The organism is Streptomyces hygroscopicus subsp. hygroscopicus, assembly GCF_030269125.1.
Lineage (GTDB): Bacteria > Actinomycetota > Actinomycetes > Streptomycetales > Streptomycetaceae > Streptomyces > Streptomyces hygroscopicus_C.
Genome location: NZ_BSSM01000026.1, coordinates 46411 through 64594 on the forward strand (window position 1 = coordinate 46411; position 18184 = coordinate 64594).

The 18184-nt window shown below is 73.9% G+C and carries 16 protein-coding genes and 1 pseudogene; 9 read left to right on the forward strand and 8 right to left on the reverse strand.

All coding sequences use genetic code 11. The features are described from left to right. The first annotated feature begins 66 nt into the window (after window positions 1-66). Window positions 67-1101: a cytochrome c oxidase assembly protein gene (locus QSK45_RS36095; protein WP_285563168.1), complete on the forward strand. Its 1035-nt coding sequence runs from the start codon at window positions 67-69 to the stop codon at window positions 1099-1101. 10 nt (window positions 1102-1111) lie between these two features. Here QSK45_RS36095 and QSK45_RS36100 read toward each other — a convergent pair whose 3' ends face one another. After that, window positions 1112-1714 carry a helix-turn-helix domain-containing protein gene (locus QSK45_RS36100; RefSeq protein ID WP_285563169.1) on the reverse strand — a complete coding sequence of 201 codons (603 nt, stop codon included), beginning with the start codon at window positions 1712-1714 and terminating at the stop codon, window positions 1112-1114. On the opposite strand from QSK45_RS36100, the gene QSK45_RS36105 reads away from it, so the two are divergent. After that, complete coding sequence (locus tag QSK45_RS36105) at window positions 1713-2231, forward strand: GNAT family N-acetyltransferase (RefSeq protein ID WP_285563170.1); 519 nt, start codon at window positions 1713-1715, stop codon at window positions 2229-2231. The two genes, QSK45_RS36100 and QSK45_RS36105, sit on opposite strands and share 2 nt — an antisense overlap. A gap of 137 nt (window positions 2232-2368) precedes the next feature. Further along, window positions 2369-3703, forward strand: coding sequence for a chloride channel protein (locus QSK45_RS36110; RefSeq protein WP_285563171.1), 1335 nt, complete (start codon window positions 2369-2371; stop codon window positions 3701-3703). Between the two features lie 43 nt (window positions 3704-3746). Here QSK45_RS36110 and QSK45_RS36115 read toward each other — a convergent pair. Continuing rightward, window positions 3747-4225, reverse strand: a pseudogene (locus QSK45_RS36115) (YciI family protein); the annotation flags it as partial. Window positions 4226-4461: 236 nt separating this feature from the next. Between QSK45_RS36115 and QSK45_RS36120 the strand changes: the two are divergent. The 4 genes from QSK45_RS36120 (at window position 4462) to QSK45_RS36130 (ending at window position 7416) form a co-directional block, all read left to right on the forward strand. Beyond that, the gene (locus tag QSK45_RS36120) at window positions 4462-5433 is read left to right on the forward strand and encodes an alpha/beta hydrolase (RefSeq protein ID WP_285563172.1); all 972 of its coding nucleotides are present in this window, start codon (window positions 4462-4464) and stop codon (window positions 5431-5433) included. A gap of 53 nt (window positions 5434-5486) precedes the next feature. Then, a complete protein-coding gene (locus tag QSK45_RS36125) occupies window positions 5487-6086 on the forward strand; it encodes a YdeI/OmpD-associated family protein (protein WP_285563173.1) in 600 nt (199 codons plus the stop codon). Window positions 6087-6527: 441 nt separating this feature from the next. Continuing rightward, window positions 6528-6794: a HEAT repeat domain-containing protein gene (locus tag QSK45_RS38690; RefSeq protein ID WP_395482008.1), complete on the forward strand. Its 267-nt coding sequence runs from the start codon at window positions 6528-6530 to the stop codon at window positions 6792-6794. 151 nt (window positions 6795-6945) lie between these two features. Then, complete coding sequence (locus QSK45_RS36130) at window positions 6946-7416, forward strand: GreA/GreB family elongation factor (protein ID WP_285563174.1); 471 nt, start codon at window positions 6946-6948, stop codon at window positions 7414-7416. 3 nt (window positions 7417-7419) lie between these two features. On the opposite strand, the gene QSK45_RS36135 is transcribed toward QSK45_RS36130, so the two are convergent. The 5 genes from QSK45_RS36135 to QSK45_RS36155 form a co-directional block, all read right to left on the reverse strand. Then, window positions 7420-9903, reverse strand: coding sequence for an ATP-dependent Clp protease ATP-binding subunit (locus QSK45_RS36135; RefSeq protein WP_285563175.1), 2484 nt, complete (start codon window positions 9901-9903; stop codon window positions 7420-7422). A 23-nt stretch (window positions 9904-9926) separates the two neighbouring features. Further along, window positions 9927-10895 carry a Dyp-type peroxidase gene (locus tag QSK45_RS36140; protein ID WP_285563176.1) on the reverse strand — a complete coding sequence of 323 codons (969 nt, stop codon included), beginning with the start codon at window positions 10893-10895 and terminating at the stop codon, window positions 9927-9929. A gap of 82 nt (window positions 10896-10977) precedes the next feature. Then, window positions 10978-11316: an NUDIX domain-containing protein gene (locus tag QSK45_RS36145; RefSeq protein WP_285563177.1), complete on the reverse strand. Its 339-nt coding sequence runs from the start codon at window positions 11314-11316 to the stop codon at window positions 10978-10980. 75 nt (window positions 11317-11391) lie between these two features. Then, the gene (locus QSK45_RS36150; protein WP_285563178.1) at window positions 11392-12291 is read right to left on the reverse strand and encodes a YegS/Rv2252/BmrU family lipid kinase; all 900 of its coding nucleotides are present in this window, start codon (window positions 12289-12291) and stop codon (window positions 11392-11394) included. Window positions 12292-12325: 34 nt separating this feature from the next. Further along, window positions 12326-13918, reverse strand: coding sequence for an FAD-binding oxidoreductase (locus tag QSK45_RS36155; protein WP_285563179.1), 1593 nt, complete (start codon window positions 13916-13918; stop codon window positions 12326-12328). Window positions 13919-14038: 120 nt separating this feature from the next. Between QSK45_RS36155 and QSK45_RS36160 the strand changes: the two genes are divergently transcribed. Both QSK45_RS36160 and QSK45_RS36165 read left to right on the forward strand, forming a co-directional pair. Then, a complete protein-coding gene (locus QSK45_RS36160) occupies window positions 14039-14656 on the forward strand; it encodes a TetR/AcrR family transcriptional regulator (RefSeq protein WP_285563180.1) in 618 nt (205 codons plus the stop codon). Beyond that, entirely contained in the window at window positions 14653-16218 is a 1566-nt protein-coding gene (locus QSK45_RS36165; protein ID WP_285563181.1) for a glycerol-3-phosphate dehydrogenase/oxidase, read from the forward strand. The genes QSK45_RS36160 and QSK45_RS36165 overlap by 4 nt, the downstream gene beginning before the upstream one ends. A 422-nt stretch (window positions 16219-16640) precedes the next feature. Here QSK45_RS36165 and QSK45_RS36170 read toward each other — a convergent pair whose 3' ends face one another. Beyond that, on the reverse strand, window positions 16641-18092 hold the full coding sequence (locus tag QSK45_RS36170) for a WGR domain-containing protein (protein WP_285563182.1): 1452 nt from the start codon (window positions 18090-18092) through the stop codon (window positions 16641-16643). Window positions 18093-18184: the final 92 nt, after the last annotated feature.

Here is an 18184-nt window from a genome sequence, read left to right on the forward strand (position 1 = left end):
CCGCGGGCGGCTACTGTCACCTGTCGTCCGGTGTGCTCCCTGTAGGCAGGTGGAGGAAGCTTTTCCATGTCTGGTCACGCGACGGCCGTCGCAGCGGTCGGGAGCCTGCCGGAGCTGACACCCGCGCGAGCCCTGGCATCGTGGCAGGTCGACGTGCCCGCGCTGGTCCTGATCGCCCTGCTGGGCGGCCTGTACGGCTGGGGTGTGCTCCGGGTGCGCCGGGCGGGCGGCACCTGGTCGCCGGGCCGGATCCTCGCGTTCACGCTGCTGGGCCTCGGCGGGCTCGCGGTGGCCACCATGTCGAGCCTCGCGGTCTACGACCACGTCCTGTTCTGGCCGGCCGCGGTGCAGAACGTCCTGCTGGACCTCGTCACCCCGCTCGGCCTGGCCCTGGGCGATCCGCTGCGGCTCGCCGTCGAGGCACTGCCCGGCGGGGGCGCCGGGCGGGTGCAGAAGGTGATGACCGGCCGGATCGTACGACTGCTCACCTTCCCCCTGGTCAGTACGGCCCTCGTGCTGGGAACCGAGCTGACGGTCTACTTCACGCCGTACTTCGCCACGGCCCTGCGCGTCGGCTGGCTGCACGAGCTGATGTACCTGCACCTGCTGGCGGCCGGCTCGCTGTTCGTCGTACCGGTGCTCACGCGCGAGGAGGCGCTGCCCGCCTGGTGCAGCCACCCGGTGCGCGCGGCCCTGGTGTTCCTGGACGGCGTCATCGACGCGGTGCCCGGCCTCGTGGTGATGACGCACGGCACGCTGATCGCCGGGGCCTGGTACCTGCACCACGCGCCGGCCTGGTCGCCGGACGTCCGGCACGACCAGCAGATCGGCGGCGGCGCCATGCTGAGCATCGCCGAGCTGGTCGCCCTGCCCTTCCTGCTGGCGATCCTCGTGCAGTGGGCGCGCGCCGAACGCGTCCAGGCCGCGGCGCTCGACCGGCGTCTGGACCGTGACCTCACGCCGGTGGTGTCCCCGGCGCACGAGGCCGGCCGGACCGAGGGCGCGTCCGACGGGGCCGAGGCCGTTCGGGTACGGCCCTGGTGGGAGACGGAGCAGAACGAGGTGGCCACCCGGATCCGCCGCCAGCACGGGCAGGACTGAGCGCCCCGGATCAGGGCCGGACGCCCCGGGTGAGGATCACCGCGTAACGGCATTCGGCGTCGGTGGTGTTGGCGAAGACGCGCGGGGCGGGGTCGCCGAGTTCGAGGGTGTCCCCCGGGCCGAGGTCGTGGATGTCGTCGCCGTCGTGGAAGGTCAGCCGCCCGTCGAGGACCCAGACGACCTGGTGCACGAAGGCGAAGGCCGCGGCCGGGTACGGCACCCGGGCGCCCGCCGGCAGCCGGATCTCGGCGACCTCCGCGGGGAAGCGCGGGCCGGTGATCTGACGGCGCCGGTAACCGGTGGCGGGGTCCCGCCATTCGGACGCCCCGGCACGACGGCACACGCCCGCTTCCCCGTCCGTGTCCCGGTCCCGCTCCGGCGGGGCGCCTTCCGCGAGGGCGAGCAGGGAGGCGATGCCCAGCTGGAAGGCGGCGGACAGCTTGCCGAGCACCACTGCGGTGGGGCTGCTCTCGCCGCGCTCGATCCGGTTGATCATGGCACGGGAGACCCCCGACTCCTCCGCCAGCCGGGCCAGGGTCCAGCCGCGCCGTTCCCGCTCGGCGCGGATGCGGGCCGCGATCCGACCGACCAGGGGATCTACTATGTTGGACATGCTTCCAATATATGAGAAAGATCGTGCGGTGACGGTGCGCCCCGCGTGCGCCGGTGACGCGGAGGCGGTGCGCGCGATCCGCAACCACGCGATCGAGCATTCGACGGCCCTGTGGACCGAGACCCCGCAGTCGCCCGCCGAGGCCGAGGCATGGCTGGCGAGGCACCTGGAGCGCGGTTCGGCGTTCGTGGCCGAGGCGGACGGCGAGGTGACCGGGTTCGCCACCTTCGCGCCCTGGCGGGAGCTGGAGGGCTACCGGCACACCGTGGAGGACTCGGTCTACGTCCGCGAGGGCCGGCACGGGCTCGGTATCGGTTCCACGTTGCTCGCCACGCTCATCGCGGCGGCGCGCGAGGCGGGCCACCACCTCGTGATCGCCGGTATCGAGGCGGGCAACGGCGCGTCGATCCGGCTCCACGAGCGCTTCGGGTTCGAGCACGCCGGGACGGTGCGGGAGGCCGGCGTCAAGTTCGGCCGCCGCCTGGACCTGACGCTCATGCGGCTGGCGCTGGACTGAGCCGGGCCGCCGCACCCGTGGGCTGGTCAGGCGTCTCCCGAGATGCGGGGCGCGGCGGCCGGTCGTTTACTGAAGCCCGCCCGGTGCGTTGCCGAACGCCACCCGAGGGCGCCGTGGGCGGTGGAGGTGGAGCGGGCGTGAGCGGCACGGTCGGGCAGTCCCCCGCGGCCGACGACCCGGCGAGGCTGCTCCTGAGCCGCGGCTATCTCCGGCTGCTTCCGCTGTCGCTGGTGCTCGGGGTGCCCATCGCTCTCGCCAGTTTCTTCTTCGTCGGCCTCCAGCACTGGCTCCAGCACCTGGTGTGGCAGGAACTGCCCCACGCCCTCGGCCTCGGGCGCGCCCCCTGGTGGTGGCCGCTGCCCGCGCTGACCCTGGCCGGACTGATCCTCGCACCGATCGTCACCCGGCTGCCCGGGGCGGGCGGGCATGTCCCGGTGCACGGCCTCGGCGGTGACCCCGTCGGCCCGCGCGCCCTGCCGGGCGTGGCGCTGGCCGCCGTACTCACCCTTCCGCTGGGCGTGACCCTCGGCCCGGAGGCGCCGCTGATGGCGGTCGGGTCCGCGCTCGCGCTGCTCGGTGTGCGGGCGCTGCGGCGGCATCCGGTGGATCCCGCCTCGGCGAAGGTCGTGGCCACCGCGGGGTCCACGGCGGCGATCTCCACCATTCTGGGCGGTCCGGTGGTGGCCGCCATCATGGTCGTGGAGGCCGTCGGGCTCGCCGGGCCCCGGCTCGCCGTGCTGTTGCTGCCCTGCCTGACCGCGAGCGGGGCGGGCGCGCTCGTGTTCACCGGGTTCGGCCACTGGACCGGCCTGTCGACGGGCGCCCTCGCGTTGCCGACGGTGCCGCCGGACGCCCTCCCGGACGCGGGCGACTTCCTGTGGGGGCTGCCGGCGGCCGCGCTGGTCGCCGTACTCGTCTCGACGGCCCACCAGTTCGGCGAGCGCGCCCACCGGTGGACCTCCGCGCGCGCCACGGCGGTCCGCACGTCGGCGTGCGCCATGGCCGTCGGGGTGTGTCTGACGGCGTACGCCCTGCTGACCGGCCGCTCGCCCGAGGAGGCGGCGCTGTCCGGGCAGACGACGCTCGGGCAGATGGCCGAGGACCCGCGCGGGTGGTCGGTGCTCGCGCTGGTGGCGCTGGCGCTCTGCAAGGCGCTCGCCTGGGGCATCAGCCTGGGCAGCCTGCGCGGGGGCCCGATCTTCCCGGCCGTGCTGATCGGCGTGGCGACCGGGCTGGCCTGCTCGGGCCTGCCGGGGCTCGGCGCCGCGCCCGCGTTCGCGCTGGGCATCACGGCGGCGGCGACCGTCGTCACCGGGCAGCCCCTCACCAGCTGCGTCCTGGCGGTGCTGCTGCTCGGACGCGACGCGTACAACCAGATGCCGCTCATCGTGCTGGCGGCGGTGACCGCCCTGCTCGTCAGCAGCCGGCTGCGGGCCCGCCCCCGGCCGGGATGCGCGCCGTCCGACGCCTGACGTGCGCCGCCTGAAAACCGACGTGCGCGGTCCGCCGCTCGCCGCGGCCCCCGAACCGCCGGGCGTGAACCTCGATGTCGGCGTACCGGTCGCGGGTCAGCAGGGCGCGGGCGGCGGCCGGGCAGGGGGCCCGGAGCAGGGCCGCGGTGCCCAGCCAGGCGGTGGCGTCGTCCGAGAGCAGGGGATCGTGGGCGATCAGGTCGTCGCCGCGCCCGGCCGGAACCGTGAGGCCCGGAGCACGGGCTGCGGTCAAGGACGAGCGGAGGTGCGTCCGCCGGGGAAGTCCCGCATGGTGCGCCCGAGCAGATCGCGCCGGCGCCGCAGCAGCACGTCCTGGTAGTCGCCCGCCTGGTAGCCGGGCTCGTCGAAGGCGAACGCGCGGGCGGCGGCGGGATCCGGCAGGTCCAGGATGTGCACGCTGCCGGTGGGCACCTCGCCGTCGGCCGCGAGCGTCGGGCCGCGGGCGATCATCTCCTTGGCGAACCGGTCCATGTACGACCAGTGCTCCTCCAGCAACTCCATGCGGAGCGCGCGGGAGCCGGATCGGTCGCGGTGGTGGCAGAGGAACTCCGTGCGCACACTCTCCCGCGCCGATCGCCGCCGCTTCACGCCCTTTTCCCGCACCGGGGTGGTCCCGCCCCGGGCGGGCAGGAGACCCCGCGGGCGCTCCGCGTGCGGCACCGGGAGAAACCGTGCACTGTGGGTACGTCGGCCGTCCGCCCGCCGGTCCGACGGTCCGAGGATGCCGAGGAGAACCGATGTCCGATGCCGCAGCGCCCCCGCAACCGGTACTGGAGCCCGCGGCGGCCGAGTTCGCGGCGGCGACCGCGAAACCGCCGTTCCTGTTCGACCTGCCGCCCGCGGAGGGCCGTAAGGCGGTCGACGAGGTGCAGTCCGGGGACACCGGGAAACCGGAGGTCGACGAGGAGTGGATCACCGTCTCGGGCGGCCCCACGGGCAGTGTGCGGGCGCGGATCGTCCGGCCCCCCGGCTCCTCCGGCAGCCTCCCGGTCATCCTCTATCTGCACGGCGCCGGCTGGGTGTTCGGCAACGCCCACACCCACGACCGCCTGGTGCGCGAACTCGCCGTCGGGGCGCGGGCCGCGGTGGTCTTCCCCGAGTACGACCTCTCCCCCGAGGCCCGTTACCCGGTCGCCGTCGAGCAGAACTACACCATCGCCCAGTGGGTGGTGGAGCAGGGCGCGACCAAGGATCTGGACGGCTCGCGGATGGCGGTGGCCGGGGACTCGGTCGGCGGCAACATGAGTGCCGCCCTCACCCTGATGGCCAAGGAGCGCGGCGGTCCCGCGCTGGTGCAGCAGGTGCTGTTCTACCCGGTCACCGACGCGAACTTCGACACGCCGTCCTACCACCAGTTCGCCACCGGCTACTTCCTGCGCCGCGACGGCATGCAGTGGTTCTGGGACCAGTACACGACCGACGAGGCCGACCGCGCCCGGATCACGGCCTCACCGCTGCGCGCCACCACCGAGCAGCTCAAGGACCTGCCCCCGGCGCTGGTCATCACCGGCGAAGCCGACGTGCTGCGCGACGAGGGCGAGGCCTACGCGACCAAGCTGCGCGCGGCCGGCGTCCCCGTCACCGCCGTCCGCTTCCAGGGCATCATCCACGACTTCGTCATGCTCGACGCCCTGCGCGACACCCACGCGGCGCGGACGGCCGTCGACCTGGCCTCCCGCACCCTGCACACGGCCCTGCACCCGAACTGAGGCCGCTGTCCCGCCGGTTGACCAGCGCGCGCCGCCGGGATTTCATGAGGGCCATGTCCGGCAACTCGACCGACGCGACCGATCCGGTGCTCTCCTTCGCCACGCGGCAGGCGTGGGAGACGTGGCTGGAGGAGAACCACGAGGACGCCACCGGTGTCTGGCTGAAGCTCGCCCGGAAGAACTCCGCGGCGCCCGTGCCCGACGGCGTCGACCACCCGACCGCGCTGGAGTCGGCGCTCTGCTTCGGCTGGATCGACGGCCAGAAGAGGAAACTGGACGAAGGGCACTGGCTCCAGCGCTTCACCCCGCGACGGCCCACCAGCAGATGGTCCCAGGTCAACCGCGACAAGGCCATGCGGCTCATCGAGGAGGGCCGGATGCGGCCCGCCGGTCTGCGCGAGGTGGAGCGGGCACGCGCGGACGGGCGCTGGGCGGCGGCCTACGCCGGCCAGCGCACCGCCACGGTCCCCGACGACCTCCGAACGGCCCTGGACGCCACCCCGGCGGCCGCCGCCTTCTTCGCCACCCTGGACAGCCACAACCGCTACGCCGTCCTCCACCGCGTCGAGGCGGCGAAGAAGCCCAAGACCCGCGCGGCCCGCATCGCGAGGTTCGTGGCCATGCTCGCGGACCAGAAGAAGCTCCACCCCTGAGGCGTGCCGTACCGCTCCCGGCGAGTGACGGTGACACCGGCGCCCGCAGCGTGGGTGGGTTGACGGGGCGCTGCGCCGTGCGTGGGACGAGTGGGATCCGCGGCCGGCCGCGGACGCCGATCGCGGGCCCGGCGCACGCCGTCGGTTCGAGCCGCTGGTGGAGAGGTTGCGGACACCGGCGGCGGCGTTCCCGCGAACCGAGTCGGAGCAGCGGCTCGCCCGTCACGTCGACGCGGACGAAATCCTATCGCGCGGGACCACCTGGCTCACGCGCCGGCGGGCGCGCTGTCCGTCATCGATTCCGTCGGCACCAGGTACTTCGGGCGGGTCACCGACGCGGCCCGCGACCCGCCCCGGGGGTACACGCCGACGTGATGAGCACTCTCGGCAGCCTCTTCGGCACGGGTGATCCCGCAACGCGCCCCGGCCATCCTGATGACCATGACCGGCACGAAGGATGCCGCGCCCGACGTGAGGCGAGCGGCCGTGGCGGCACTGGGGCGGTTCCACGAGGACGCGGTCACGGACGTCCTGCTGGCCCGCGCCGGCGACAGTGACCGCCGGGTCCGGCCTGGGCCGCGTGGTCGCCGGCGCGCGGGCCGGCCCCCGAGGCCCGAGCCGCACTCGGACGGCCGGCGACGGACGAGGACGCGGACGTACGCGGAGCCGCGCACAGGGGCCCTGGCCCCGCCGCTCACGTGGCCGTGACGGGAATCCTCCGTGGACGGGGCCCCGCGTCAGGGGTCGCCTCCGGGAGGGACACGCACCCCTGCGTCGTGTCCGCGCGATCCCCGCTCCACCGCTTACGATGCGGAAGCGAAGCCTCATCCATCCGCCGACCCTCCCGACTGGAGCAGCGATGACCGGTGGTCCCGAGCCGATCAGTGCCGAGGCGCGACGTGCGTTGGAGCAGGAGCTGGCGGATCTGCTGGAGGAGCGGCGCATGGTCGCCGCGACGCTGAAGGACAATCCCGACGTGGGTGACCAGGCGGATCAGGCGGACGAGTTGCAGCGGGTGGACCAGCTGGACCGACTGGACGGCCGCATCACGGAGATCACCGAGCGGCTCCGGGAGGCGGACCTGGCGGGGCCCGCGCGGACCGACGCGGTCGGGGTGGGCAGCACGGTCACCGTGCGGTTCGCGGACGGCTCGGTCGAGACGCTGCAGATCGGCGAGGGTGCCGAGGCGCTGGACCAGGACCTGGTCACCGCGGACAGCCCGCTCGGCCGGGCCCTGCTCGGGTGCCGCGCGGGGGACAGCGTGCGGTACGACACGCCGGACGGGCCCGCGAGCGCGGTGGTGGAGTCGATCGGCGCAGCGCCCTCGTGAGCCTCAGGCGTTCTCGGCGACCGAGCAGTGCAGGGAGTCGTTGACCACGTCGGCGACGATCGTGTCCCCGGGCTCCGCCTCACCGCTGAGCAGCAGCGTGGCGATGCGGTTGTCCAGCTCCGTCTGGATGGTGCGACGCAGTGGGCGGGCGCCGAACTCCGGCTGGTGGCCGTGGGCGATGAGCAGTTTCTTCGCGGCCTCCGTGACCTCCAGCGTCATGCCCTGGGCGTGCACCCGGTGCTTGCTCCGGTCCAGCAGGTGGTCCACGATCTGCGACAGGTTCTCCTCGGTGAGCCCGTGGAAGATGATGATGTCGTCGATGCGGTTGAGGAACTCGGGCAGGAAGCGGCCCCGCAGGTCCTCCATCAACTCGTCCTTCAGGTCGGACACATCGCCCTTGTGGTCGAGGATGCGGTGCGCGCCGATGTTGGACGTCATGATGACGACGCAGTGGCGGAAGTCGACGGTGCGGCCCTGGGAGTCGGTGAGGCGGCCGTCGTCCAGGATCTGGAGAAGGGTGTTGAAGACGTCCGGGTGCGCCTTCTCCACCTCGTCGAACAGCACGACGCTGTACGGCTGCCGGCGCACCTTCTCGGTGAGCTGGCCCGCCTCCTCGTAGCCGACGTATCCGGGCGGCGCGCCCACGAGGCGGGCGACGGTGTGCTTCTCCTGGAACTCGCTCATGTCGAAGCGGACCATGCGGTCCTCCTCGCCGAACAGCAACGCGGCGAGGGTCTTGGCGAGTTCGGTCTTTCCGACACCGGTCGGACCGAGGAAGAGGAACGAACCGACCGGGCGGTCGGGGTCCCCCATGCCCGCGCGGTTGCGGCGTACGGCCTGGGAGACCGCGGTGACCGCCTCGTCCTGGCCGACGATCCGCGCGTGCATCTCCTCCTCCAGCCTGAGGAGCTTCTCCTTCTCGCTGGCGGTGAGCTGGGAGACGGGGATACCGGTGCGCCGGGAGACGACGTCCGCGATGTCGGAGGCGGTGACCGAGACGACGCCCTCCCGGCGCTCCTCGATGCCGGCGAGTTCGGCCTCCACCTCGGCGACCTGCCGCTTCAGCTCCGAGGCCCGTTCGAAGTCCTCGGCGGAGACGGCCTGTTCCAGCTCGCGGCGCAGCTTGGCGATACGGTCCTCACGGCTGACCACCTCGGTGGAGCGGCCCGCGCTGCGCAGTCGTACCCGGGCGCCCGCCTGGTCCATGACGTCGATGGCCTTGTCCGGCAGGAATCGGTCGGTGATGTACCGGTCGGACATCTCGGCCGCGGCCGCCAACGCGCCGTCGTCGAAGCGGACCTGGTGGTGCGCCTCGTAGGCGTCCCGCAGCCCCTCGAGGATCTGCACGGTCTCCTCGACGGTCGGCTCGGGGACCATCACCGGCTGGAACCGGCGCTCCAGGGCGGCGTCCTTCTCGACGTACTTGCGGTACTCGTCGATGGTGGTGGCGCCGACGACGTGCAGCTCGCCGCGCGCCAGGGCGGGTTTGAGCATGTTGCCCGCGTCCATGGAACCCTCGCCCGTCGCGCCCGCGCCGACGACCGTGTGCAGTTCGTCGATGAAGAGGATGATGCTGCCGCTCGCCGCCTGGACGTCCTCGATGACCTTCTTCAGCCGCTCCTCGAACTGGCCCCGGTACTGGGCGCCCGCCACCATGCCCGAGAGGTCGAGTGCGACGACCCGCTTGTCCTTCAGGGTGTCGGGGACCTCCCCGGCCACGATGCGCTGCGCGAGGCCCTCCACGATGGCCGTCTTGCCGACACCGGGCTCGCCGATCAGCACGGGGTTGTTCTTGGAGCGCCGGGACAGGATCTCGACGGTCTGCTCGATCTCCTCGGCGCGCCCCACCACCGGGTCCAGCCTGCCGGCCCTGGCCTCGTCGGTCAGGTCGCGGCCGAACTCGTCCAGCGTGGTGGCCGGCTGCTTGCGTTCGGCGGGCGCGTTCTCGGTGCGGGCGGCCTGTTCGGCGAGGCCCGCCAGCTTCTGGCTGCCCATGCCCTCGGCCCGCAGCAGCCGGGCGGCGCCGGTGTCGCTGTCGCCGAGCAGCGCGGCGAGGATGTGCTCGGGGCCGATGTACGACACCCCGGCCGCCTGGGACCGGGCGTAGGCGGCGCCGAGGGTGCGCTTGGCCGCCGGGGTGAGACCGGGCTGCGCGGAGGGCTGGCCGGACTCGCGGGGCAGTACCTTGGCGATCTCGTTGGCGAGGGTGTCGGGGTCCACGTCCACCTGGAGCAGAAGCCTGCGCGAGGGCTCGACCTTCGTGGCCGCCCACAGCAGGTGTTCGGTGTCGAGGTCGGCGGTGCCGTCCTCGGCGGCCCGCTGCGCGGCCAGGTTGAGGAGTTCCTGGGACGACTCCGTCAGCAGTCGTCCGATCGGCACCCGCTGCACGGCGGGGGGCGAGGACGCCGGCGACATCCCGAAGAAGCGATTCAGCAGTTCGCTGAAGGGGTCCTGGGAACCGAAGGGGGCGCCGAACGGCATCGACATGAGAACTCCTGGAGCGCAAGGGGTCAGTACTCACTGAACCCCGGCGCCGTGTGGCCCGCAAGCGGAGGCCGGGCGGGGAGGTCGTCGAGGAAGTCGACGGTCGGTACGTGGAAGAGACAGCCCGTGACCGGCACGGAGAAGTCGAGGATCCGGTCGTGCGCCGCGGACTCCCGGCCGAGGAACATGTTGCGCAGCATGGACTCGGTGACCTCGGGCGTGCGGGCGTACCCGATGAAGTAGGTGCCGAACTCGCCCCGCGCGATGCTGCCGAAGGGCATGTTCTCGCGCACGATCCTGCGTTCGTTCCCGTGCTCGTCGGTGACGGTGTTGAGGGCGACGTGGGAGTCGGCGGGTCTCACGCCGTCGGGGAGTTCGATGTTGGCGAGTCGGGTGCGCCCGATGGCCCTCTCCTGGTCCTCCACCGACAGGGCGTTCCACGCCTTCATGTCGTGCAGGTACTTCTGCACGATCACATAGCTGCCGCCGCGGAACCCGGCGTCCTCGTCGCCGACGAACACGGCGTCGTCCGCGGTCTCGCCCTCGGGATTCTCGCTGCCGTCCACGAAGCCGAGCAGATCGCGTTCGTCGAAGAACTTGAAGCCGTGCACCTCGTCCACCACGGTGGCCGCGCCGTCGAGCCGCTCGGCGAACAGGCGGGCCAGCTCGAAGCAGAGGTCCATGCGGCGGCAGCGGACGTGGAAGAGGAGGTCTCCGGGGGTGCCCGGGGCCCGGTGACGGGGGCCCGCCAGCTCCCTGAAGGGGTGCAGGTCGCGCGGGCGCGGCCCGTCGAACAGGCGGCTCCAGGCGGCCGACCCGATGCCGACGACGCAGCTCAGCTCCTCGGGCGGGGCGCGGAAGGCGACCGAGCGGCGCAGGGCGGACACGTCCTGCAACAGGTCACGGACGGTGTCCTCGCCGCCCTGGTCGACGGTGGCCACGAGGAACACGGCGGCTCGGGCGGGCGGGACGACGACGGGCTGCGACTCGGGCACGGGGATGCCTCCTCGCACGGGGGCGGAGCCGGACCGTTCCAGCATCACGCGGACCCGTCGAGTCGGCACGCCCGGCGGGGGCTCACACGGGGGTGTGCCCCTCGAGGTAGTCGCGCACGGCCGGGGGTAGCTCGGTGGTCGCGGTCTCCTCGATCGGCGTCCAGCGGATGCGCTCGGGCGCGAGCCGGGCGCCGTCCGAGGGGTCCTCGCTGAGGAGCTGGCACACCACGGCCGAGGTGCCGTCCAGTGGCGCGGAGCCGTCGGCCAGGTAGCCGGTGAGCTCGTAGACGACGCGGGCGGCGGTGGCCTCCGCCGTCTCGGCCGGCTGACCGGCGCCCGACGGCAACTGCCAGCCGCCCGCCTCCCGCACCAGCAGCAGCCGTCCGTCGTAGACGACGACGGCCCGTACGACGTTGTCCATGCTTTTCCTCCCCCTCGCGCGCCGCTCCCCCGGTCGCTGCTCGCCTACCCCGGCGGGCGGGGCGGCACACCGGGGTCAGGCGCGATCCACCGGCCGGTACAGCACCGGCAGGTCCCCGGGCCGTACCCGGACGGTCACCGGCAGGGTGGCCTCCACCTCGCCGTCGGCGCCGTAGGGGACGGGACGGGTGGCCTCGACGCGCAGTTCCCTCGCGTGCAGGACGCGCACTTCGGGGCGGTGTATGTGGGTGCCGGTCTTCAGCTCGTTCATCAGGCGGAAGAAGAGCCGGCGGGGCGCCTCCCGGATCATCACGACGTGGAGCAGGCCGTCGTCGACCCGGGCGCCGGGGGCGATCCGGCGGCCGGAGCCGTAATAGGGGGAGTTGGCGGCGACGACCGTGTAGCCGCGGTGGGTGTGCTCCTCACCGTCGACGGTCACGCGGTAGTCGGCCGGCCGCCAGCCGGTCACCGCGCGCAGGCCGCCCGCGTAGTACGAGGCGGAGCCGCGCAGCAGCCGGGCGTGGTTGGCGTGCCGGTTGGCCAGCGCGTCGACCCCGGCGTAGACGCTGCCGAGGACCACCGTGCGCCGGTGGACGGCGGACTCCACCTCGATGGTGTCCACGGGCCGGGGCTCGGCGTGCAGCAGGATGTCGGCGAGTGCGGCGGGGTCGGCCGGCAGGCCGAGGGCGCGGGCGAAGTCGTTGCCGCGCCCGGCCGGCACGAGACCGAAGACGGTTCCGGTGCCGCTCAGCGCGCCGCCGATGCCGCCGGTGATGCCGTCGCCGCCGACGGCGAGCACGATCCGGCCGCGCTCGCCGGCCCGGCGGGCGATGTCCTGGGCGTGCGCCAGGCTGGTGCTGTACTCGGTCTGGAGACCGGCCCCGGCCTCCCTCAGCAGGCGGGCCACCTGGAGCAGCGTGGCCGCCGCGGTGGAACCGCCCGCGGTCGGGTTGACGACGGCGGTGAACTGACGCATCGGGGGTGCCTCCGGGGCAGGCGGTCGGGTGGGGTCAGTCGGTGGGCAGCAGGACGCCGGGGTTGAGCAGGCCGTCGGGGTCCAGGCGGCGCTTGACGGCGCGCAGTGCCTCGACGGCCAGCTCTCCGGTCTCCCTGACATACCAGTCGCGGTGGTCGGTGCCCACCCCGTGGTGGTGGGAGATGGTGCCGCCGGCGGCGAGCACGGCCTCGTTGGCCGCGTGCTTGGCGGGCGTCCAGTGGGCCACCGGGTCCTCGCCCTGGGCGCTGACGACGGTGAAGTACAGAGAGGCGCCGTTCTCGTACACGTGGGAGATGTGGCACATCACCAGGGGCGGGGTGCCGGCCTGGGTGAGGGTGTCGGTGAGCGCGGTGCGCACGGCCGCGTACAGCTCGGGGACGCGGGACCAGAAGGCGGCGGTCTCCAGGGTCTCGGCGAAGGCCCCGACGTCGAGGAGGGCGTCGCGCAGGTACGGCGCGGAGAAGCGGCCGTGGGCCCAGCGCTCGCCCGGCTCCGTGCCGAGCGGGGTGCCACCGCAGGCGGTGAGGACGGCGGCGGCCTGCTCACGCCGGTACGCGGTCTCCTGCGGTGTGCCCTCGTAGCCGGTGATGGCCAGGCACCCGGCGTCGCTCTGTCCGAGACCGGTGCCGATCTTGTCGGGTGAGGCGAGGCCGATGAGGGTCTCGGTCTCGTCGGACAGGCGCAGCACGGTCGGCCGCGGTCCGTCCTGGGCGAGCCTGCGCAGCGCGGCGGCGCCCTCCTCGAAGGAGGCGAACCGCCAGCCCTCGTAGATCTTGGTCTCGGGCCGGGGGCGCACGCGCACGGTCACGGAGGTGATGACGCCGAAGGCGCCCTCGGAGCCGAGGACCAGCTGGCGCAGGTCCGGGCCGGCGGCGGAGCGGGGGGCGCGGCCGGTCTCGACGGTGCCTTCGGGGGTGGCGAGGGTGAGGCCGAGGACCATCTCGTCGAAGCGGCCGTAGCCGGCGGATGCCTGGCCGCTGGAGCGGGCCGCGGCGAAGCCGCCGATGCTGGCCCACTCGAAGGACTGCGGGAAGTGGCCGAGGGTGTAGCCCTGTTCGGCGAGCAGGGACTCGGCGTCGGGGGCGCGCAGGCCGGGCTGGAGGACGGCGGTGCGCGAGACGGGGTCCAGGTCGAGCAGCCGGTTCATGCGGCGCAGGTCGAGGGCGACGAACGCGCCGCGTTCGGGGGCGAGTCCGCCGACGACGGAGGTGCCACCGCCGAAGGGAACGACGGCCAGGCCGTGGTCCGCGCAGGCGCGCAGCACGGCGAGGACCTCGTCGTGGGTGGCGGGCAGCACCACGGCCTGCGGGACGTCCGAGGTGTCGCCGACGCGGATGCGCAGCAGGTCGGGGGTGGACTTGCCGCGGGTGTGCCGGATGCGGTGCTCGGCGTCGGTGCGGACGTGCTCGGCGCCGCCGACGGCCCCGGCGAGAACCGTCAGGGCGGCGGGGCCGGCCGTGGGGGCGGGCAGGTCGATGTCGTCCAGGGCGAGCGCGGGGGTGCTGCGCGGCTTGACGCCGAGCAGGTCGCGCAGCAGCCCGGTCACCGAGTCGGGCAGCGGGGCCGCCTTGGCCGGGTCGCCCCAGCCGTTCCACAGCATGTCCATTGAACGGTCGTCCTCACAAGGTCGGTGTGCTCGGTCCGGGCGGTGGCCGGCGGGTGGTGCGCCGGGCGGCGGTGGGCCTCCGCTGGTGCCGCCCGACCCCGGGGCGTTACACTGTGACACATGACGCCTATTCGTCACAACGGTCCGGACGGTTCCGGAGGCCCGGACAGCGATCCGGTGCTCGACGCGGTGCGCGACTGCGTGCTGGCCGTCGGGGTCCGCCGCACCACGCTCGCCGACGTGGCCCGCCGCGCCGGTGTCTCCCGGATGACCCTGTACCGGCGCTGGCCCGATCTGCGGACTCTGGTGGGCGATCTGATGACCCGTGAGTGGATCGACGTGGCCACCCGCGCGATCCCCGCGCCCGCGCCCGGCCTCGACACGCGCGCCCGGATCGTGGAGGGGATGGTGACGGGCGTCCAGGCGTTCCGGGCGCATCCCCTCTTCCACAAGATCATCGACGTGGATCCGGAGCTGCTGCTGCCCTATGTCCTCGACCGGCGCGGGGCGAGCCAGCTGGCGCTGCTCGCGCTGCTCTCCGAGGCCCTGCGCGAGGGCCACGCGGACGGCTCCGTACGCCCCTGCCACACCGAACGGCAGGCCCGCACGCTGCTGTTGACCGTCCAGTCCTTCGCCCTGTCCCTGCGCACGATGACCGACGAGGACGATCCGGAGCTGGACTCCGCCGCCTTCCTCGGCGAACTGCGCACCCTCCTGGAGAGGATCCTCACGCCATGAGCCACACCGAGGCGATGCCCGGCTCGTCCCTCAGCGCGGCCCGGCGTACCCGGGAACTGGCCGAGGCCGCGGACGGCCGGAGGGCCGACGTCCTGGTCGTGGGGCTCGGCGCCACCGGGGCCGGTGTCGCCCTGGACGCGGCGGCCCGCGGTCTGGACGTCGTCGCGGTGGACGCGCACGACCTCGCCTTCGGCACCTCGCGCTGGAGTTCCAAGCTCATCCACGGCGGGCTGCGCTACCTGGCGTCCGCGCAGTTCGAGGTGGCGCACGAGAGCGCGGTGGAGCGGGGGGTGCTGATGACCCGTACCGCCCCGCACCTGGTGGCCGCGCAGCCCTTCGTCCTGCCGCTGACGCCGATGGTGCCGACGGCTCAGGCGTCCATCGCCTGGGCCGGACTGCGGGCCGGGGACATGCTGCGGCTGGCGGCGCGCACGCCGCGCCGGGTACTGCCGGCGCCGCGCCGGCTGTCGGCGACGGAGGCGCGGCACCTGGCGCCCTCGGTACGGGGGGCCGGGCTGCGCGGCGGGCTGCTGTCCTGGGACGGCCGGGTGACCGACGACGCCCGGCTGGTGACCGCGCTGGCCCGTACGGCGGCGGCCCACGGCGCGCGGGTGCTGACCCGGACCCGGGTGCTGGAGCTGACCGGCACGGGCGCCCGTGTCCGTGACGAAGTGACCGGTGAGGAGGGGGAGATCAGGGCCCGCGCCGTGATCAACGCCGCCGGGGTGTGGGCGGGCGGCCTGGTCGAGGGCATCCGCATCCGGCCCTCGCGCGGCACCCATCTGGTCCTGCGCTCCGAACGGCTCGGGGACCTGCCCGCCGGACTGCACATCCCGATCCCCGGCGAGACCAACCGCTTCGTGCTGGTGCTGCCCCAAGGCGACGGCCGGGTGTACGTCGGCCTCACCGACGAGCCGGTCGAGGGCGGCATCCCGGATGTACCGGAGGTGCCCGAGACGGACATCGGCTTCCTGCTGGACGTGCTCGGCTCGGCCCTGGACGTGCCCGTCGGACGGGACGAGGTCGTGGGCGCCTTCGCCGGGCTGCGCCCCCTGCTCGACACCTCGGCCGGCGACGCGTCCGCCCGCACCTCCGACATCTCGCGCCGGCACGCGGTGCTCACCTCGCCGGACGGGGTGACGACGGTGGTCGGCGGCAAGCTCACCACGTACCGCCGGATGGCGCAGGACGCGGTGGACGCCGCGACCGGGGCCCGGGGACTTCCCGTCCCCCCGTCCCCCACCGCCGGCCTCCCGCTGGTCGGCGCCGCCGCGCCCGAACGGCTGCGCGCCCTGCCGGTGCCGCGCCGACTGGTCCGGCGCTACGGCACGGAGGCCCTCGCCGTCCACGCCCTCTCCACCGAGGACCCCGCACTCGCCGCGCCGGTCCTGCCCGGCCACCCGGTCACCCGCGCCGAACTCGTGTGGGCGGCCCGCCACGAGGGCGCGTTGGACGAGTCCGACCTGCTGGACCGGCGCACCCGCATCGGCCTGGTGCCGAAGGACCGGGAGGCGGCGCTGGGGGCGGCGCGGGAAGTACTGACGGAAGGGATCCTGGGCTGAGGCGGCGCGCCCGCGCGAGCGGCGTCCGCGGCCTCCGGCGCCGAGGGGGCGACGCTCCCGTGGTGGTCCCCCGGGGGTTCTCCCGCGAGGGTGGCCCCTCCCGCGGAGGGACGCTCCCGCGCGAGGGGCCCCCGGGGGGGTGACGCTCCCGCGCGGGCGGCGGCACGCCCCACCGACCACGACCGCCCACACACCCGCGACGACAGCCACCCACAACCCGGCTCCCGAACAGGCTTCGGCACCCCCGACCAGCCGACCGAACCACCTTCGGAAGACGACCACCGGCGGCAGGCAGCCGACGACAACCCCGAGCGACCCGCCCCGCCGACGGCGCTCGGAGCCTCGTTCCGTCACCGGTGGGCGGTGGCTCGCTCCGCCCCCCGTCGCGGCTCCGTTCCCCGCCCCCCTGCCGCCCATCCGCCTCACACCAGCCGCCGGATGTCCCCCCGCACCCGGTAGAAGCCGCCCGCCGCCGGGTGCAGCGCGTCGACGACGTAGCGCGCGCCCGGCTCGCGTATCGCGCGCGGGAACTGGACGTTCCAGGAGGTGTCGTAGCCGTCGGACACCACGTGGACACGGACCCGGCCGGCCTCCCGGACGCACTCCACGACGACCGATCCGGTGGGGGCCTGGGCCACGGTGGCGACCGCGTGGACGGCCGTGGCGGGGGCGTACGTCGGCAGGGCGGCGGCGAGTTTGACGTCACGGACCACCGGCACCGAGCCCTGCTGGGCCGCGCCGATCGCGGCCTCGCTCGCGTCCACGCAGACCAGGGAGCCGTCCGTGGTCACCAGGTACAGCCGTTCGTCGCGGTACTGCATCGACAGCGCCGAACCTCCGCCCGTGCCGAGCTTCCACAGCCGGGTCCCGTCGCGGTCGAAGCAGTAGACGGACGACGCCGCGTCCCCGGCGAAGACGAACCGACCGCCCGGCGAGGTGGCGCAGGAGTACACCGCGCTGTCGCAGCCGTACGTCGCCTCGATCGCGCCGGTCGCCTTCGACAGCCGCTGCACCACGCGGTGCCCGGTGCCCGCGTACACCGCGTCGTCCTCCTGCCAGCCGAACAGCACCCCGCCGCGGGTCCGCGTGTGCCACAACTCGCCGCCACCGTCGGGGCGGTAGGCGGTGACGCCCTGGTGGTGGCCGTGGTAGACGGCGTGGTCGTCGGCGCGCACCATCCAGGCGTGCTCGCCCTGGCTGCGGCGGGCCCACTGGTGTTCGTCCTCGTGGTCGATGACGGTGAGCCGGCCGCCGCGGTCGGAGACGTTGAGCACGCCCTCGTGGATGTCCAGCCAGAAGATGTCGACGTCGGCGGTGATGTCGTAGGCGGCGAAGGGCAGTTTGGAGGACAGGTCGTAGACCTTGCCGTCGTCACAGCCCGCGTAGATCCAGAAGTCGTCGGCGACCAGGCACTTCACGCCGTCCGGCAGCCCGAAGCGGGCCAGTACGGCGCCCTCGTGGTCCAGGGTGTAGACGTCGCCCGCCTGGTTGCCCACCCAGCAGTGCTCGTCGTCCACATGGATGCCGAACGCCGCCGAGCCCGTCCGGAACCGCCACAGCACCGGCGCCACGGCGCGGGCGGTGGAGGGAGCGGAACCGACCTGGCGCCGGGTCACCGGTCGCGGGGCCCGCCCGCCCGGCACCGCCGGGGCGTACCCCTTGCGGACCTTCTCCCCCACCTTCTTCGCCGCGGCGGCCCGCGCCTTCTCCACGGTCGGGAACGTGCTGGTCTGTGTCTGCCCGTCGGCACCGATCCGGCCGTACCGCACCGTCACCACCAGGCCGTCGACACCGACCTCGTAGAACTTGTGCGCGCCCCCGCCCTCCTGGGACAGCTCCAGATACGTCGTCTCCGCCGTGCTCACCGCGGACATGGCACACCCCTCCCCACAGCGGACCCGACGGCCGTCCCCGCAGGTCCTCACTGATCACACCGTAGGCGGGGGCACTGACAGCCGACCGGCGG

Coding starts and splice junctions, on each gene's coding strand:
- QSK45_RS36095 (WP_285563168.1), top strand. CDS start 67: ATGTCTGGTCACGCGACGGCCGTCGCAGCGGTCGGGAGCCTGCCGGAG.
- QSK45_RS36105 (WP_285563170.1), top strand. CDS start 1,713: ATGCTTCCAATATATGAGAAAGATCGTGCGGTGACGGTGCGCCCCGCG.
- QSK45_RS36100 (WP_285563169.1), bottom strand. CDS start 1,714: ATGTCCAACATAGTAGATCCCCTGGTCGGTCGGATCGCGGCCCGCATC.
- QSK45_RS36120 (WP_285563172.1), top strand. CDS start 4,462: ATGTCCGATGCCGCAGCGCCCCCGCAACCGGTACTGGAGCCCGCGGCG.
- QSK45_RS36125 (WP_285563173.1), top strand. CDS start 5,487: ATGTCCGGCAACTCGACCGACGCGACCGATCCGGTGCTCTCCTTCGCC.
- QSK45_RS38690 (WP_395482008.1), top strand. CDS start 6,528: ATGACCGGCACGAAGGATGCCGCGCCCGACGTGAGGCGAGCGGCCGTG.
- QSK45_RS36130 (WP_285563174.1), top strand. CDS start 6,946: ATGACCGGTGGTCCCGAGCCGATCAGTGCCGAGGCGCGACGTGCGTTG.
- QSK45_RS36135 (WP_285563175.1), bottom strand. CDS start 9,903: ATGTCGATGCCGTTCGGCGCCCCCTTCGGTTCCCAGGACCCCTTCAGC.
- QSK45_RS36145 (WP_285563177.1), bottom strand. CDS start 11,316: ATGGACAACGTCGTACGGGCCGTCGTCGTCTACGACGGACGGCTGCTG.
- QSK45_RS36150 (WP_285563178.1), bottom strand. CDS start 12,291: ATGCGTCAGTTCACCGCCGTCGTCAACCCGACCGCGGGCGGTTCCACC.
- QSK45_RS36155 (WP_285563179.1), bottom strand. CDS start 13,918: ATGGACATGCTGTGGAACGGCTGGGGCGACCCGGCCAAGGCGGCCCCG.
- QSK45_RS36160 (WP_285563180.1), top strand. CDS start 14,039: ATGACGCCTATTCGTCACAACGGTCCGGACGGTTCCGGAGGCCCGGAC.
- QSK45_RS36165 (WP_285563181.1), top strand. CDS start 14,653: ATGAGCCACACCGAGGCGATGCCCGGCTCGTCCCTCAGCGCGGCCCGG.
- QSK45_RS36170 (WP_285563182.1), bottom strand. CDS start 18,092: ATGTCCGCGGTGAGCACGGCGGAGACGACGTATCTGGAGCTGTCCCAG.